Genomic DNA, 17,074 nt, shown 5'->3' with positions numbered 1-17,074 from the left:
TCTGTTTATCAATTTGATTATCGACAGATTCAAAAACACCGCTTTCGGGATATTGCTTACCATTTGCCAACTGAATACGCGGAGTGAAATGCTCAAATGCCAATGCGCTGTTGTCGCTGGCAGAGGCTGTACCTGTCGTGGATAACTGATAGGTGGCAGTGATGTAATCTCTTTCATTTACCGCTATAGCCACTCGAATAGGATCAAGTTGCACAATACTCACTAAGGTGCCACTGGCTGGGTTAATCAAACTGCCAACATTGAAGCGGCTGTGGCCAATTTGGCCGCTGATCGGGGCATAAATACGGGTAAAACTGAGTTGCAGTTGTTGAATCTGTAAATTTGCTTGCGCCTGGGCCACAGCTGCTCGACTGATATCTCGCTGCGCTTGTGCTTCATCGACTTCAGCCTGACTAACCGAGCGGTTATTGCCTAAACGCTGTAAACGGGTGAGATTCACCTGCGCATGGTTGGCACTGGCGGTTGCGCTGTCTAACTGGGCCTGTGCCTGAGTCACAGACGCCTGATGCAAAGCAGGATCAATTTCATATAGAAGGTCCCCCTGCTTAACCATCTGACCTTCGGTAAACAATCTGGCGGCAATAAACCCTTCAGTCCGGGTTGTTACATCCACCGCCTGAATAGCTTCCACCCGTCCGAGAAACTGCAACGCACTCTCTGGGGTTGCCGAGGTCACTACTGCCACCGTCACCGCAGGTAAAGGGGCCGCTGCCATGGCGCTGTGAGTGCTGATACCCAGCATTAACACCACAACAGCATATGCGAGCAGATAATCGCACCGAGCACGTAAAATTCGCTGCACGCTAAGCATTAGCATGTCGCGAACCCAATTTAGTGTAGACATAGTCATTCATTCCTTACTCTCGGTGGGGTGGGACAATTAATTTGGATTGGGTGTAAAAAAGCTTAGCTTGATTAATAATAATCTGAAGTCACTTTAACGTCTTGCGACAAAAATTCATATTGCCGACCGAGGCCAGAATCACAATCATCTCAGCGCTCCTCTGATGGATTCATCGCGCAATGAATAGGGTAGGTAAACCGTCAGTTTGGCTTTATTCTCATTCTTTTTCGATAGAAAAAAAGCAAGGAAACATCATATTATTCTAAGCTCAAATAATAACTCAGTAGAGTTATGGTAGTTTATATTGCCTCAGAGCCTTCATTTCCTGTGGATTAAACCGATATTTAATAAGTACGTCCAAGAGATTTCTAAGTGCAGGAAGGCGGTGGCAGCTGTGAGTCCATGGATGGGCCGAATAATGGGAGCAGCCAACTCACCTGCAATTTGAAAATGACAGGTATAAGGGAATTCACTATGACTGACTCCACCCCGCCTGAGTCGCGGGCAAGAGGGGAAAATGTTTTCTTCGCCAAGCGGACTCTACAAACCATGGCGTTGCTCATTGTGGCGACGATTATTATTGCCGCGGTGGGTATTATCTACATCGCTTCACAATTAAATGAACAAGCGGTGTCAAAAAACCGTTTTCTGGTGGAAAAAGCATGGGAAATGCGCCAAAGATCGATAAAAGCCAGAATAAAAGATAACGCTTTTTGGGGCGATGCTTATGAACATTTGCACGTCAAAGTTGACCCTGACTGGGCCTTTGTTAGCCAAAACATGGGGCCATCTCTTTACGAAAATTTTAGGTACGAAGGTGTTTTTGTTATTGATGGACAAGGGAAAACCCGTTATTCCGTCATCAATGGGCAATTGGCGAATACCCGCTTACAAGACTGGCTAAATGAAGATATTACGCCATTTATAGATTCGGTACGTCAGCAGGCGGAAAATGAGGTTGCCGCCACGGAAATCATCAATGTTAATGGGCTACCCGCCGTGATTGCAGCAGCCGCGATCACTCCCGGCAATGACCCTCGAGTGAAAGCCGTTGCTGGCCCGCCATCAGTCCTGGTCTTTGTCAATTTGCTGACCCAAAGCGAGTTGAATATTCTGGGGGAGGACTATGGTCTTCATCAACTCCGCGTTCCCCAGGATGAAAAAGATGCCGCGTCCCATCCCTCAGTACAATTATCCTCAAATGATAACAGTCGTGTGACACTGCTCTGGAACCAAAATATGCCAGGCGCTCAACTGCTCAATATCTTGCTGCCACTGCTGGGGTTAGTTGCCTTGGTGCTTGGGCTGAGCGGTTGGTGGGTTCTGCGACGCGCAATGGCGGAGGCACGCGCTGCCGATGAAAATAAAGCCGCATTAATCGCCAGTGAAGAGCGCTTTCGTCACGTGGCTGAAGCCGCTACTGATTGGCTATGGGAAACGGATGCCGACCTGCGCATCACTTATCTGTCTCAGCGATTTTTAACTATTACCGGGCTAAGTGTCGAGCGCTGGCTGGGCCGTAATCTCGATTCACTGCTAAATTGTGATGTGATTCCGCTGCGTTCCTGGTTGCAATACACCCATTTGACGGAGTCGCGCAATGAGCTGCAATGTACCTATTTCTCAGCCAAAGGCGACAAACGTATTTGTCGGATTTACGCCAAACCTATCATCAAAAATGGCCAGAACATGGGGTTTCGTGGCACCGCCTCGGACATCACCCGAGAGATAGAAGCACAAGAGCGAATCCAACATCTTTCTCTGCATGACACCCTGACCGGTTTACCTAACCGCCTACGCATGAAAGAATTTTTGGAAAACAAACTGCGAAATCTGGCCGCGGCACCGCATCCGTTGGTGATCCTCAATGTCGATTTGGATAAATTCAAACCGGTTAACGATACCTTTGGTCATGTGGCGGGGGATCAGGTGCTACATCAGGTGTCTGAGCGCCTGAGAAGCTGTTTGCGCGATCAGGATTTAGTGGCTCGCCAAGGCGGGGATGAGTTCATTCTGATTATTAGCGGGCTATCTTCAACCCAAGAAATAGCACAACTCTGTGCCCGCGTTATCGCGCGTATCGAAAGCCCGTATCTGATTAATGAACAAGATATTTTCATCAGTGCCAGCATCGGTATTGCCATGGCACCGCAGGACTCTATGCAAGCCGAGGAGCTGTTGCGCTTTGCTGATATTGCCATGTATGAGGCCAAAAATAGCAGCAGCAACCGTTGGAGTTTCTATTCCAGTGAAATGAATGACCGCCTGATGCAGCGCAGCGAACTCGAGCGCTTCTTGCGTCAGGCAATTAAACATAATGAATTCAGCCTTTACTATCAGCCGCGCTATCGCATTAAAGGGACACAACTGACCGGTGCCGAAGCACTGGTGCGCTGGAATCACCCGGTATTGGGGCTGCTGATGCCAGATCAATTTATTGCTCTGGCTGAAGAAACCGGCCTTATCACCGCCATCAGTGACTGGACAATGCTCCAGGCCTGTCAGGATGCGGCAACATGGCCGGCATCACTGATTATTTCCGTCAATATTTCTGCTATTGAATTTCGCAGCCAACGGCTAATAGAACGTGTGCGACAAGTCCTGCTGTTGAGCGGGCTACCGAGCCATCGGCTGGAACTGGAAATCACTGAGCGAATAATGATTGAAGATGCGGATGGGGCATTTAAAACCATGACAGCATTGAAAGCCTTGGGCGTGCGTTTATCTATGGATGATTTTGGAACCGGATATTCGTCACTGAATTATCTGCGCCGTTTCCCCTTTGATGGTCTGAAAATTGATAAGAGCTTTATTGATGAACTCACACAGTCCCATGAAGGACGGTCAATTGTGGAGGGTATCATTAACCTTGGCCACGCGCTGTCCATGACCGTGACCGCGGAGGGTGTTGAAACCGCAGAACAACTTGAGCATCTACAAACGTTAATGTGTGATGAGGCTCAGGGCTATCTGTTAGGTAAACCGATGAAATTAAGTGATCTATTAAATATTACACATCAGGCAGAGGGCAATGAGTAATGTTTCAATAAGTACCGCTCAGTCTCAAGATTAATAACTCACAGAGGCTGAGCGGTAATCAGTATTTTACGCGCCAGGTTGGCTTTTGGCCTTGAAATTAATAATATCGTAGACCAACCCATCTATTGTGCTTTTTACTTCATCAGCCGTAATGGGTTCGCCACTGTTACTCACTTCCTTACCATAAGCTTTACGTACCACGACAATGACCGGTTTTCCCGTATTGGAATCAATAACCTGTACTTCCAGGTAAAGTGCTGTCTGCTGTGCCCTATTCCCACTGGCAGCCATGGTTCCGGCAATAACAGCGGCTATAGGTATCATCTCATAGACTTCAAGATTTTTATCTTCGGCGGAAACCGCAGTAATGGCGGCCCGAACAATCAGTGTATTGCGTCTTTTCGGAGAATTGACTAATGGCAATTGGTGGCTCACGGCTTCTTTAAGTCTTTTATTCGCGTAAGCCAATATTTCATCTAATGTTTTCTGATTCACTCGTTGAGTAGGTGTAGAACTGGGGTAATAAACCAATGGCGTATAATAAACACCGGTGTATTTCTTAACATTAAAATCGGGGGAGACCCAGCGTAATACTTTTTGGCCACTCGCAGATTCAGTTTCTTGTAACTTACTATAATCACTAATAAAACCAGAGAATTGCGCGCTAGTTGTCACTTTTGAAGTGCATCCTACCACAAATATTCCGACGGCAAATAACGCCGCTATTTTATAACTATTCAGAATGGCCATTGTAATTTCCTATATGTTTATTAGGGAACTAAAAAACAGGGATGTAGAAAAAGACCAAGAAGATAAAAGAATGACAGTGCTCTCTATACAAATTTTAAACTATGGCAAAATATTTGCTGAATATTATTTAAATAATAAAAAGCCTCCAAAGAGGCTCATAATTAATTTTAATCTGAAAATAAAATCAGGCGAGGTTTAATACACCCGATTTTCCAATTGATAAAGGCCATCAAGGAATGCAGGCACAAAACTCCCCGGCCCTGCGACGCGTTGAGATACTTGCCCCCCCACCATCGACATAATTCGGCAAGCGGTCGCAACATGGTGTAAGCGATCCCCTTCTAGTGCACAAAACGCGGCGACCACCGCAGACAGCGCACAACCCGTCCCGACCACTCGGGTCATTAGCTTATCGCCACCCGTCACCGCAACATCGCGCTGACCATCGGTGATGTAATCCACCTCACCGGTCACCGCCACCACTGTCTTAGCGCGTAGGGCCAATTGGCGTGCGGCCGGTAACGCCACCAGTGACGTATCGACACTATCAACACCGCGCCCCATGGTCGCCATGCCACTCAATGCCATGATCTCTGAGGCATTTCCACGGATAGCGGCGGGTTTTAATGTGAGTAAATGACGGGCAAAATCAGTGCGATATTCCAACCCGCCCACGGCAACCGGATCCAGTACCCAGGGTGTTCCCGCGTGATTGGCTGCGGTTATCGCACTCAACATGGACTCTGCTCGCACCCGGTGCAAAGTGCCAATATTAATAAGTAAACTGTTCGCCATGGTACTGAATTGCGCAGCCTCTTCCGGCTCCACCACCATCGCGGGGAAAGCGCCTAGAGCAAGCAACACATTGGCCGTAAATGACTGTACCACTTCGTTGGTCAGACAATGCACCAATGGCGGTGTGGCACGAAATTGCTGTAGGCAAGCGCTGGCTAGTGCATCTGGGAATAAATCCATCAAATAATCCTCCAATAGCCACTTTTGGTCGCCCCAACTCTAACAAGGCAACCTTTCTGTTGTAGTTGTTTGATATTACCCCCTGATCAGCCGCGCGCAGCCGCTATTAATGCCTGCCCCAGCGCCACCCCCCCATCACCGGCGGGCAGCCGCTGGGGCATCAATAACTGGAAGTCGTGCAGTTGCTCGCGGAGTAATTCGCGCAGTAACCGGTTATGCAGCACCCCACCAGAAAATGCAATAGTATCAATGCCAAAGCGCTGTGCTGCCTGTCGGGCTAAAGTCGCAAAGCCCTGCGCGAGAGCAAAGTGGAAAGCATAAGCCCGCTCAGCCGGTGCAGCATCGAAAGCCAACCATTGTTGCCAAAAGGTGGCCAAATCTAATTGATTATCGCGCAGTGGCATAGTAACAGGTGGAGCTGTTCTGGCACTTTGCCCTGCCAGCGCCTCTAGCAGGCAAGCCGCCTCGCCCTCCCAGCTGATGGCCTGCGGTATAATATTTAGCGCCGCCGCTACCGCATCAAATAACCGCCCCGCCGATGAAGCTAATGGCGCATTAATGCCACGCGCAATCGCCCGCGCCAGTATCTCACCCTGCGGTTGGGGGATCGCTGCCACCTCAGGCACGTTTTGCCAATTCGGTACAAAGCGCTGAAACTGCGCCAGTAAATTGCGCCATGGCTGGCGCGAGGCCAGATCCCCGCCGGGCAAGGCCACCGCAGGCAACCCGCCCACGTATTCACAATTCATATAATCCACTCGTAGGCATTCGCCGCCCCATAACTTTCCCTCCGCGCCATATCCCAACCCATCCAGCGCCAGGCCTATCACTGCCCCACCTTGGCGCGGCCAGCCATGTTCTGCCAAACAAGCGACTAGATGAGCATGATGATGCAGCACTTCCACGCAGGGAATATTGTGTTGAGCCGCCCACTCTTTACCCCATTGGTGACTGACATAAGCAGGATGCGCATCCACCACCACCGCCTGCGGGGTAAAATGATAAATATCGCAAAATAGTGCTAATAACTGCTGCTGTTGCTGCGCAATATCCTGCTCTGCCAGATCGCCCAAATGCTGGCTCAGCACCGCATTGCGGTCTCGCAGCAAGCAAAAGGTATTTTTCATGTCAGCCCCTAGCGCCAGAATGGCGGGTTGCTGACTAAACCCCGGCGGCAGCTCGAAAGCATCTGGTACATAACCTCGGGCGCGGCGCAGCATTTCAGCCCCGCGCGGCGTCAGGCGCACCAATGAGTCGTCGGCACGCTGCACAATGTCCCTGTCGTGCAACAGCCAGTGGTCGGCAATTTCACTCAAGGCACTCAGGGCCCGTTCATTACTCAGAGCGGGCGGCTTGCCACTGCCATTGCCGGAAGTCATCACCAACGGGCGCGCCACCTGTTGCAGCAGCACATGTTGCAGCGGATTGGCGGGTAACATAATGCCGATTTCAGGTAATTCTGGTGCAACAGCCGCGCAGAGCGGGCTTTCCGGCGGCTTAGCCACTAAAACGATGGGGGCTGCGGGGCTGCGTAGTAAACCCAGCAACGCATCATGATCAGCGGGTTGCACGCAGGTTTGCAGCCAGTCGGCATCCGGTAACATTACCGCCAATGGCTTGGACGGCCGGTGTTTGCGCTCACGCAAGCGGGCCACAGCAGCGGCATTGGTAGCATCTACCGCCAGATGAAAACCGCCTAGCCCTTTAACGGCCACAATTTCGCCCGCCAACAGCGCAGCAGCGGCTTGCTCTAATGCGGAGAACCCATGGGCCACAGCCTGCCCGTCAGCTTTCGTCAGCCACAGTTGCGGGCCACAATCCGCGCAGGCATTGGGCTGGGCATGAAAACGGCGGTCTGCGGGATGGTCATATTCGGCCTGACAAGCCGCACACAGCGGGAACTTGCCCATGGCTGTATAGGGGCGATCGTAGGGCATGCGCCGGATAATGGTAAAGCGCGGGCCGCAATGGGTGCAGTTAATAAAAGGATAACGGTAGCGCCGGTTGGCAGGGTTATGCATTTCACTCAAGCAAGCATCACAGGTCGCGGCATCCGGCACAATTTGGGTGTCCATCTGCCCGGCCCCGCTGTGCTGAATCATGAAATCCAGCGGCGGCTGCACCCAGTGGTAGGGCGTGGTGACGATGCTGTCAATATGCGCCAATGGCGGGCAATCTTGTGGCAATGCGTGTAAAAAGTCTGCCACCGCCGGGGCTTGCCATAGGTGAACCGTCACCCCCGCGCTGTCATTACTGACATCCCCTTGCAGCCCAAAACGGTGGGCAAGTTGCCAGATATAGGGGCGAAAACCCACCCCTTGCACTTTGCCCTTTATCCGCAGACTGAGACCGTTTTTATTCACAAAGAATCCTTCACGAGGTTGCCAGCAGCCTGTTTTATAGCTTGGAGATCGCGGGGCGACTGCACCGATGGGCGCTCCGGCGACTGACGTCGCTGCGACCCATTCGGCACATTTCCCCGCTTATCAACTTGTTAATCGCCTGCCACTTCAATGACGAGTGATTCGGGTGCGCGACCGCAGCTAACCCCCCTGCGGCTTCAATGACAAATGGGATTAGCATATACGGGGCAATGGTTCATCCAACGGCAAATCCAGTTTACGTGAAACACCAAATGCGCCACATAACTGCACTTGTTTATTCTCGGTCACCTGCCCGATAACGGCGGCATCACGGCCCAGTGGGTGGCGATGTAACTCAGTTAAAACAGCCTCTTGCGCCTCAGGGGAGACCACCAGCACCAGCTTGCCTTCATTGGCAAAGTTAAGTGCATCCAGCCCGAGTAATTCGCAAATACCGCGTACCGCCGGTTTTAATGGCAAATCCGCTTCGTTGATTTCCATACCACAACCACTGGCGGCAGCAAATTCATGCAGAATTGCCGTCACACCACCACGAGTGGCATCACGCAATGCCCGCACACCAGTAATATGGCGTAGCGGCGCAATCAGCGGGGCCAGCAGGGCGCAATCACTGCTCAGCTCCGCCTCCAACCCCAAACCTTCACGTAGATTCAGGATGGTTGCGCCATGATCACCTAATGTGCCGCTGACAACGATCCGATCGCCCACACAGATCATCGCGGTTCCCCACTGGATATCTGCTGGGATCACGCCGATGCCGGTGGTATTGATAAAGATCTTATCAGCCGCACCACGCTGGACCACTTTGGTATCACCGGTGACTATCTGAATGCCTGCTTGCTGTGCGGTGGCCGCCATGGAGTGCACAATGCGCTCCAGAGCAGCCATCGGCAGCCCTTCTTCCAGAATAAAACCGCAGGAAAGATAGCGCGGAGTCGCGCCACTCACCGCCACATCATTGGCCGTACCACACACCGCCAGTTTGCCGATGTCGCCACCGGGGAAGAAAATAGGATCAATCACATAGCTGTCGGTCGATACCGCCAGTCGATCCCCCTGTGCAACCAGATCCGCCAGCGCGATACGCGCCTGATCTTCCCGCTCATTCAGAGCCGGGTTAGAGAACGCCGCCAAAAACAGAGATTCGATCAAGCTCTGCATTGCCCGCCCGCCACTGCCATGTGCCAGGGTAATCTCTTGTTTATTCATTAGGTTGTGACCTGATTGATTGGTTTCGATAACCAATATTTATCGTTTGGTGTCTAGCGGGGCGACTGCACCGATGGGCACTCCGACGGCTTACGCCGTTACGACCCATTCGGTACATTTCCCCGCAAGTCAGCCTTGTCATCACTCTGATATCAAAAACTATCGGTATTGATGATAAGCAGAGCAAGCCCCTTCGGAGGAAACCATCAGCGCCCCAAATGCATTATCTGGCGTACATTCGCCCCCAAACAGCGGACATTGATCCGGTTTACAACGCCCGGTCAATACGTCGCCGCAACGGGATCGCGGATCATCTGCCACCCGTTGCTGTTGTGGGGTGAAACGTCGCTCAGCATCAAAAGCTTGATAAGCCGGGCTAAGCTGGACACCGGAATCAGCGATTTCGCCCAATCCACGCCACTCGCTGCACGCTTTCGCTACAAACACCTCAGCCAGTGCTTGTTGGGCGAGCAGGTTGCCGCTGTCGGGTACAATGCGCCGATATTGGTTTTCCACCGTACAGCGCCCATTGGCCATCTGCTCCAGCAGCATCACTAAACCTTGTAAAATATCCAGCGGCTCAAAGCCGGTGACCACCAGCGGTTTATTGAATTGGCTGCAAATAAAGCCGTATGGCGTAGTGCCGATCACCATGCTGACATGGCCGGGCGCAAGGAAACCATCAATGCGCACATCGGGTTGTTGTAGCAGGCTGCGCAGGGTAGGAATGATGGTAATGTGCTGGCAGAACACCGTGAAGTTGGTCAGCCCCAGCCGTTTGGCTTGTTGCAGTGTTAAGGCCGTGGCCGGCATGGTGGTTTCAAAACCGAGGCCGAAAAACACCACTTCGCGATCGGGGTGGCGCTGTGCCAACGTCAAGGCATCCAGCGGCGAGTAAACCACACGGATATCAGCCCCGCGCCGCTTGGCATCCAGCATTGAGCCATTACGCCCCGGCACCCGCATGGCGTCACCGTAAGTGCAGAAAATCACCTGTGGGTGAGCGGCAATTTCCAGACAACTGTCGATACGGCCCATCGGCAACACACAGACCGGGCAACCCGGCCCGTGAACAAACTCCAAACCGTCTGGCAGCAGTTGATCGAGGCCGAATTTGAAGATTGCATGCGTGTGGCCACCACACACTTCCATAATTTGCAGCGGCAAGCGCTGTTGATCGGCAAGTTGTGGCAGTAAGTTTTCGATCCGCTGTAATAAGGCACTGACCAGTGCCGGATCACGGAACTCATCAACGTAGCGCATCATTGCCCCCGCTGGCGACATCATCCAAATCCAGCCCAACTGCTTGCATATGCGCTAATGCTGCCAGTGTCTGCTGGGCTTCTTCTTCATCAAGCAAGCTCATGGCAAACCCGACATGCACCAATACCCATTGGCCGAGCAGATCAGCCGGTGATGCGTCACACACCAGCGCGATATTGATTTCACGTTTGACACCACTCACTTCCACCCAGGCCAGTTGGTGGATATCTTCACCTACCGCCACTATTTTGCCAGGTACGCCTAAGCACATCGCTGTGCCTCCAGCCATTCAAGCCACATATCCATTCCCTCGCCACTACTGGCTGACAGCGCAATGACCTGAATTTCAGGATTCACCTGACGGGCATAATTAATACACTGCTCAATATCAAAATCCAGATAGGGTAGCAGGTCGATTTTATTGATAATCATCAGTGAGGAAGCGGCAAACATATGAGGATATTTCAGCGGCTTATCTTCGCCTTCCGTTACCGAAAGCACCGCCACTTTATGCCGCTCGCCGAGGTCAAAGCTGGCCGGACACACCAAATTACCCACGTTCTCAATAAACAGCAGGCTGTCATTGCTCAGGTTCAAGCGGTGCGCGGCATCATGCACCATCTGCGCATCCAGATGGCAGCCTTTGCCAGTATTGACCTGAATCGCTGGCACACCGGTGGCGCGAATGCGTTCGGCATCATGAGTGGTTTGCTGATCACCTTCAATCACCGCGCAAGGCACTTGCCCAGCCAGCAGCTGCAAAGTGGTGGTCAACAGCGTGGTTTTGCCCGAACCGGGGCTGGAAACCAAATTCAGCGCCAGAATATGTTGCTCGACAAAATGCTCACGGTTATGGCTGGCTAACTGATTATTTTTGCTCAGCACATCTTGCTCTATTTGCAACAAACGGCGCTGCCCCATGCCCGGCGCATGGCTACCGGCTTCACCCTGCCCATAATGCAGCCCTTGCTGGTCAGCATGAACTTGTGGGGTGAAAGGCTTAGCGGCGGGGGCGTCTGTGTCATCGGGTTCGATGCCCTCAGATTCAATGGCTGCCATCGGTTCTGGCGCTTTGCCATGATAGTGATGGTGAACATCGCCCTGATGGTAATAGTAGTGATGGTGAACAATCACCGGTTGTTCACCCTTGGCAACATATTTGTGTTTATGTTTATGCTGAATCTTTTGCGTCGGGGTATCACTTTCGTGCTGGTCATGGTGATGATGATCGTGGTGGTGGCCGTCATGATGATGATGGTGGTGATCGTCATAGTGGTCGTGGTGGCCATCATCATGTTGATGATTGTCGTCGCCCTCGATCTTTCTCTCGCCGCTGGCGCAACCACAAGTCGTACACATAGGAATTCACTCCTTCAGGATTATTCCACTTCTATCTGTTTTACCTGCAAATTGCTGCCACTCTCTACTTGCAGAGCATGGCTGCCACAATGCGGGCACCCGGCATCATGCCGGTCAATGGCAACACTGTTGCTGCACTCCCAGCACCAGGCCACTGCGGGCAGGTAGCTGAGATGCAATTGACAATTTTCTGCCAGTGTTTTGCGGCTGGCGGCCTCAAAGCTGAAGCGCAAGGCGCTTTCCTCAATACAGGAAAGCGCGCCAATTTCCAGCCAGACCGCGGTTATCCGTGTGGCACCGTTAAGCCGCGCCTGTTTTTCAATCAGCTCCAGTGTGCTGAGACACAAACTGATTTCATGCATGCTGATTCTTTATTTGGCTAACTTTATTAAACAAAGCCCGCCGCCGGGGATTTGCGGGCGCATCGGCATCCGTTACCGGCAGTGAGAGCGCCATACGCGCACTTTGCTCCGCCAGTTGTAACGCCCGTTCAGCACTGAGCGAGGTGTCCAGCGGTGACATCAATGAGCGGCTCAAATACTGACCGCAACCGGCGATTTTGCTGACAGTAAAATCCATTTCGCTGACGATAAAACTAATGCTGCCGCAAGGAAGCGCCAGCATCAGGCGCTCCCCCACCGCACGGCGTTGCCAGCTCTGTTGCGGCCCCGGTAATACCACCAAACTCAGCATCCACGGGGTCAATAACGCGCCGACCCATTGCTGTTCAAATAACTGAAACCCGCAGGCGCGCAGCGGAATATGGTCACGGTAAAATGGCAAGCCGCGCATTTCAGCGGCAGCCACCTGGCCGAATACCTGTTCCAGCAAAGCCGCTGGGTTGTGTTCATGACCGGCAATGACATCAGACATGACTTTCTTCTCTTGCCTTGAGTGTGACTCCACTAGCCTGTAATGCCGCCAGAATCTGTTCCAGCGCTGGCTCTATGGCCCGCGTGACCGTCGGCGTCAGGCCGATATTCGGTGCCAGTGATTCGGGCACCACCCCTACCAGAGTCAGCTGGCGCGGGAACTCATCAGTCAGTTGCAATGCCATCAGCACATCACATAACCCCAACTGATGCGGCGACACTTTGCGGCTAAACATCGCCGGGATCTCTTTATCGCGCAATACCGCAACACTACCCGGTGGTTGCCCGGTCAGCACCGCATCAGCCACAATCAAATGCTCGCGATTCGCCATGGCTTCCATCAGTTCCAGCCCAGCGGTGCCGCCATCCAGCACCTCAACACCCGGTGGGATGTGAAAGCGCTGCTCCAGCGCTTCAACAATTCGCACACCGACAGCTTCATCGCTGAGTAATAAATTACCTATACCTAATACCAAAATCCCCATCACAGCACCTTGACTTTGGTCACTTCGTTGCCCGTTGTATCAACAATATGTACGGCACAAGACATACACGGGTCGAATGAGTGAATAGTCCGCACCACTTCGAGTGGTTTGGCCGGATCGGCAACCGGTGTCCCCACCAATGCTTGCTCGTAAGGCCCCGGCTCATCGTTATAATTACGCGGCCCGGCGTTCCAGGTGGATGGCACCACCGCCTGATAGTTGGCGATCTTGCCATCCTTGATAACCACCCAGTGCGACAACATGCCGCGCGGCGCTTCTTCAAAGCCCACACCGCGGATTTCGCCCGTTAGCGGGATGTCCGGCTTGATAAAGGTTTCGACATCGCCGGTACCAATGTTGGTGACCAGCGCAGTCCATTGCTGAGCCAAGGTTTCATGCAGCACACAACAGTGCACCGCGCGGCCAATAATGCGCCCCAGAGTCGAGGGTAACTGTTCGGTGGTAATGGCCTTCCCGCTCAGTTTTTGGTAAGCCGCGCCGATATCACTGAAATGTTGTTTAGTCGGTGCGTGTCCGGCAGCCAACCCGCACATTAGCCACGCCAGCGGCCCCACTTCCACCGTTTTGCCGTAGAAAGTGGGTGCTTTTACCCACGAATATTTGCCATCTTCCTGCCAGCCGGTGTAATTGGGGTTGGTTTTCCCCTCCCACGGGGCCAGCGGCTCGTCATCCTGATACCAGGCGTGCTTGCCGCTCTCGGCAATGCCTTTGATCAAGTAAGGATCGTTGTGATTGGCTATCGGGCGGAAAGTGCCGTTTTCCAGATAACCGCCGGGCAGCAAGAAGGTTTCCCCTTTGCGATCAATAGGTAACTCCGGTGCGCTAAGGTAGCAATCAGCCCCTTTACCCAGATTGAGCCACCCCGGATAGTGAGCGGCGATCACCGCCGTATCGACCTTATAAACCTGCTCAATGAAGCTGCCCAGCCGGTCAATAAAGGATTTCACCAACATCAGGCGCTCCAGATTGAGCACACTGGGCATATCCAAATTGATTGGGTTGGCAACCCCACCCACTGCAAGGTTCTGAATATGCGGTGTTTTGCCGCCGAGCACCGCCACAATGCGGTTGGCATCGCGCTGGCACTCCAGTGCTTGCAGGTAATGTGCCACCGCAATCAAATTAACCTCTGGCGGCAATGCCATCGCCGGATGGCCCCAATAGCCGTTGGCAAAAATACCTAACTGCCCGCTGGCGACCAAATCTTTGATTTTTTGCTGCACGCGGGTGAACTCTTCCGCGCTGTTCAACGGCCAACTGGACAGCCCACTCAGCATGGCGGCCGCCTTTTGCGGGGAAGCTTGCAGCGCCGAGGTGACATCCACCCAGTCCAGTGCCGAGAGTTGATAGAAATGCACGATATGGTCGTGAATACTGTGTGCGGCCAGAATCAAGTTACGGATATGCTGGGCATTAACCGGCACTTCCATCCCTAATGCATTTTCCACCGCCCGCACTGAAGCAATGGCGTGAATGGTGGTGCATACGCCGCAAATGCGCTGCACAATCATCCAGGCATCGCGCGGATCATTGCCTTGTAAAATTTCTTCCATGCCACGCCACATGGTGCCGGAGGACCAGGCTTTAATGACTTTGCCGTCCTCAATTTCGCAGTCGATCCGCAGGTGCCCCTCAATACGGGTGACGGGATCAATGGTGATGCGTTGGCTCATGCTTTACCTCTGTCTGATTATTCTTATGTAACTGTCCGTGAGCAGGAAGCACCGGCAACAGTCGAATCAATAAAATGTAGGCACAGATCTCAATGGCGACGAAGCCGATGGAGATCAAGATTTCACTGGTGGTGGGGAAGTAGTTGTAGCCGCCGCCGGGGTTAAAGGCCAAGAGTGAGTAATTGAGCCGCCATAACGCTGCGCCACCAATCATGCACAGCGCACCGATAAACAGTAAGCGGCTGTCTTCTCTGGCCCGTCGAATACGGAAGATCAGTAACGGCAAGGCCATCAGGACAATTTCAGCCCAGAAAGCGATGGCATAGCGGTCAAAATGCCACAGATATTCCGTCTTATGGCGCACTATCACTTCACCGAGGCGAAGCACGATAAACAGCAGTAAAAAGACGTCGATGATGGTGGTTAATCGTGTGAATAATGGCGCTTCATTGGCTCCCCGTCCCCGTAATCCGGCCTGTACCAGCGAGCCTTCGAAAATAACAATCGAGAAGCCCAAAATGGCGGCAGTCAGTAGGGAGAACAGCGGCAACATCTCGTAGCTTTGCCACAACGGATGGATCTTGGCACCGGCGGCGATCATTAATGATCCCATTGAAGACTGGTGCATGGTCGGCAGCAACGCACCGAGCGCGATAACAAAAAACATCACTTTGTTCAGCCGCTTCAGCGAGATTTTCCACCCCAACCGCTCAAACAGTGCTGGAGCAAACTCCACCGCCATTATGCCGATATAAATGGTCATACAGACGGCGGTTTCAAATAGCACTGAATTGACGTTGAAATGGCCGGGGATAAAGAAGTACGGCAAGTTCCAGTAACGGCCCACGTCGATGGTGATAGAAAGCCCGCCGAGCGCATAACCAAACAAACTGGCGAGCAGTGCCGGGCGCACCAGCGGGTGATATTCGCCCCGATTGAACACGTAAACTGCCCAGGCCAATGCCCAGCCGCCGCACGCCAAACCGGTGCCGACCAGTAAGTCGAAAGCAATCCAAATACCCCACGGGAAGCCGCCATTCAAATCACTGACTGACCCTAACCCGAGCACCAAACGTTTGACAATCAACAGCGCGCACAGCACGACAAAAGGCGCTAACAGCATCACCGGCCAACTGACCAGCCGCCCACCCAGTGGGCTGGATTTATGCATCGTCATCTGGACTGTCCTTTTTATCGTGCGGGTCGGTGTCATGGTCTTTGCGCTCATCGCGAGTATTGCGATGCACCAACGCGGTGACCCCAGCCAATACCGCCAGCGGCAGGATCATGCCTTTGTACAAGGTGTGCTGGACATGCTCAGAACGCGCGCCGGTCGCCAAGTCTGCCAACGGCGGCAAATCAAGTTTCTCGGTCGGAATACCAGCCAGCACCAATACCTGAGTGCCGCCGCCCTCTTTTTCGCCATAAACATGCGGGTCATAGTGGGCAACCGGATGCTCGTAGGTGTCATTGGCGCTGAGTGTTTGGCGCGGGAAGCGATAATTCTCGCCCGGTTTGAGAGTCAACCGATGTTGTGCTTCTGACAGCAACTCCTCGCGAGTGCCGAATATCACTGCACCGGTCGGGCAGACCTCGACACAGCCGGGTAAGCCGCCTTTATCAAGCCGCTCGACCCCTTTCTGGTTACACAATTCACATTTATGAATCTTGCCAAACGGGTTGTCGTAATCATATTTCGGCACATTGAACGGGCAACCGACCATGCAGTAGCGGCAACCGGTGCAGACATCCGGGTCGTAGTGAACAATGCCGGTTTTAGCATCTTTGCGCAGCGCACTCACCGGACAGACGGAAACACAATTGGGATCAACGCAGTGCATGCATTGCTTTTTGATATAGGCGTAACCGTCTTCCAATTGATCTTTATGAATGCCCGCGCCGCTAGTCCAGACCTGAATGATATTGTTGGTGTAGGGGCTGAGTTTGTCGTTGTCTGACCAAAGGGCCTCGCCACTGGCATAACTTTTACCGTGATCAAATAATTCACTATGATTGACCTGCTGACATTTGCTCACGCAGGCCTGACAACCAACACATAACGTGGAGTCATACAACATGCCCAGCGCACCGGGGATCGGTGGTCGATTTTGTACCTCAGCTTTGCTGCTGGGGGAAAGCCCCGCCAACAGCACGCCGCCGGAGGCTAGTTTGAAAAAGT

Annotated in this window: 15 protein-coding genes; 1 reads left to right on the top strand and 14 read right to left on the bottom strand. The window is 52.7% G+C overall.

What is annotated here, in order from left to right; translation table 11 throughout:
• A partial coding sequence (locus tag ACNSO8_RS11950; protein WP_418394748.1) for an efflux RND transporter periplasmic adaptor subunit occupies positions 1–865 on the bottom strand: 865 nt, incomplete at its 3' end.
• A 474-nt stretch (positions 866–1,339) separates the two neighbouring features.
• On the opposite strand from ACNSO8_RS11950, the gene ACNSO8_RS11945 reads away from it, so the two are divergent.
• Positions 1,340–3,904: an EAL domain-containing protein gene (locus tag ACNSO8_RS11945; protein WP_418394747.1), complete on the top strand. Its 2,565-nt coding sequence runs from the start codon at positions 1,340–1,342 to the stop codon at positions 3,902–3,904.
• Between the two features lie 66 nt (positions 3,905–3,970).
• Here the strand turns inward: ACNSO8_RS11945 and ACNSO8_RS11940 are convergent, their stop codons facing one another.
• From ACNSO8_RS11940 to hybA, 13 genes are all read right to left on the bottom strand, one after another.
• Positions 3,971–4,654: a DUF3313 domain-containing protein gene (locus ACNSO8_RS11940; RefSeq protein ID WP_418394746.1), complete on the bottom strand. Its 684-nt coding sequence runs from the start codon at positions 4,652–4,654 to the stop codon at positions 3,971–3,973.
• Between the two features lie 195 nt (positions 4,655–4,849).
• Positions 4,850–5,629 carry a hydroxyethylthiazole kinase gene (gene thiM / locus ACNSO8_RS11935; protein WP_418394745.1) on the bottom strand — a complete coding sequence of 260 codons (780 nt, stop codon included), beginning with the start codon at positions 5,627–5,629 and terminating at the stop codon, positions 4,850–4,852.
• A gap of 86 nt (positions 5,630–5,715) precedes the next feature.
• On the bottom strand, positions 5,716–7,992 hold the full coding sequence (gene hypF / locus ACNSO8_RS11930) for a carbamoyltransferase HypF (RefSeq protein WP_418394744.1): 2,277 nt from the start codon (positions 7,990–7,992) through the stop codon (positions 5,716–5,718).
• A 213-nt stretch (positions 7,993–8,205) separates the two neighbouring features.
• Entirely contained in the window at positions 8,206–9,222 is a 1,017-nt protein-coding gene (gene hypE, locus ACNSO8_RS11925) for a hydrogenase expression/formation protein HypE (RefSeq protein ID WP_418394743.1), read from the bottom strand.
• Positions 9,223–9,381: 159 nt separating this feature from the next.
• Positions 9,382–10,485, bottom strand: coding sequence for a hydrogenase formation protein HypD (gene hypD / locus ACNSO8_RS11920; protein ID WP_418394742.1), 1,104 nt, complete (start codon positions 10,483–10,485; stop codon positions 9,382–9,384).
• On the bottom strand, positions 10,472–10,756 hold the full coding sequence (hybG, locus tag ACNSO8_RS11915; protein ID WP_418394741.1) for a hydrogenase maturation factor HybG: 285 nt from the start codon (positions 10,754–10,756) through the stop codon (positions 10,472–10,474). The genes hypD and hybG overlap by 14 nt, the downstream gene beginning before the upstream one ends.
• Positions 10,747–11,844, bottom strand: a complete 1,098-nt coding sequence (gene hypB / locus ACNSO8_RS11910; protein ID WP_418394740.1) for a hydrogenase nickel incorporation protein HypB — start codon at positions 11,842–11,844, stop codon at positions 10,747–10,749. Before hypB ends, hybG begins: the two co-directional genes overlap by 10 nt.
• 20 nt (positions 11,845–11,864) lie before the next feature.
• Complete coding sequence (gene hypA / locus ACNSO8_RS11905) at positions 11,865–12,206, bottom strand: hydrogenase maturation nickel metallochaperone HypA (protein ID WP_418394739.1); 342 nt, start codon at positions 12,204–12,206, stop codon at positions 11,865–11,867.
• Complete coding sequence (gene hybE, locus ACNSO8_RS11900) at positions 12,199–12,717, bottom strand: hydrogenase-2 assembly chaperone (RefSeq protein WP_418394738.1); 519 nt, start codon at positions 12,715–12,717, stop codon at positions 12,199–12,201. Before hybE ends, hypA begins: the two co-directional genes overlap by 8 nt.
• Positions 12,710–13,201, bottom strand: coding sequence for a HyaD/HybD family hydrogenase maturation endopeptidase (locus ACNSO8_RS11895; protein WP_418394737.1), 492 nt, complete (start codon positions 13,199–13,201; stop codon positions 12,710–12,712). Before ACNSO8_RS11895 ends, hybE begins: the two co-directional genes overlap by 8 nt.
• Positions 13,201–14,895: a hydrogenase 2 large subunit gene (gene hybC, locus ACNSO8_RS11890; protein ID WP_418394736.1), complete on the bottom strand. Its 1,695-nt coding sequence runs from the start codon at positions 14,893–14,895 to the stop codon at positions 13,201–13,203. Before hybC ends, ACNSO8_RS11895 begins: the two co-directional genes overlap by 1 nt.
• Positions 14,873–16,072, bottom strand: coding sequence for a Ni/Fe-hydrogenase cytochrome b subunit (hybB, locus tag ACNSO8_RS11885; protein WP_418394735.1), 1,200 nt, complete (start codon positions 16,070–16,072; stop codon positions 14,873–14,875). The genes hybC and hybB overlap by 23 nt, the downstream gene beginning before the upstream one ends.
• Positions 16,059–17,074: hydrogenase 2 operon protein HybA (gene hybA / locus ACNSO8_RS11880; RefSeq protein ID WP_418394734.1), on the bottom strand; the 1,016-nt coding region annotated here is incomplete at its 5' end. The genes hybA and hybB, both read right to left, overlap by 14 nt.

It is taken from the genome of Yersinia sp. LJYL362 (assembly GCF_048323875.1).
The sequence above is the reverse complement of the archived record's forward strand: the minus strand, read 5'-3'. Positions and strand labels throughout refer to the sequence as shown.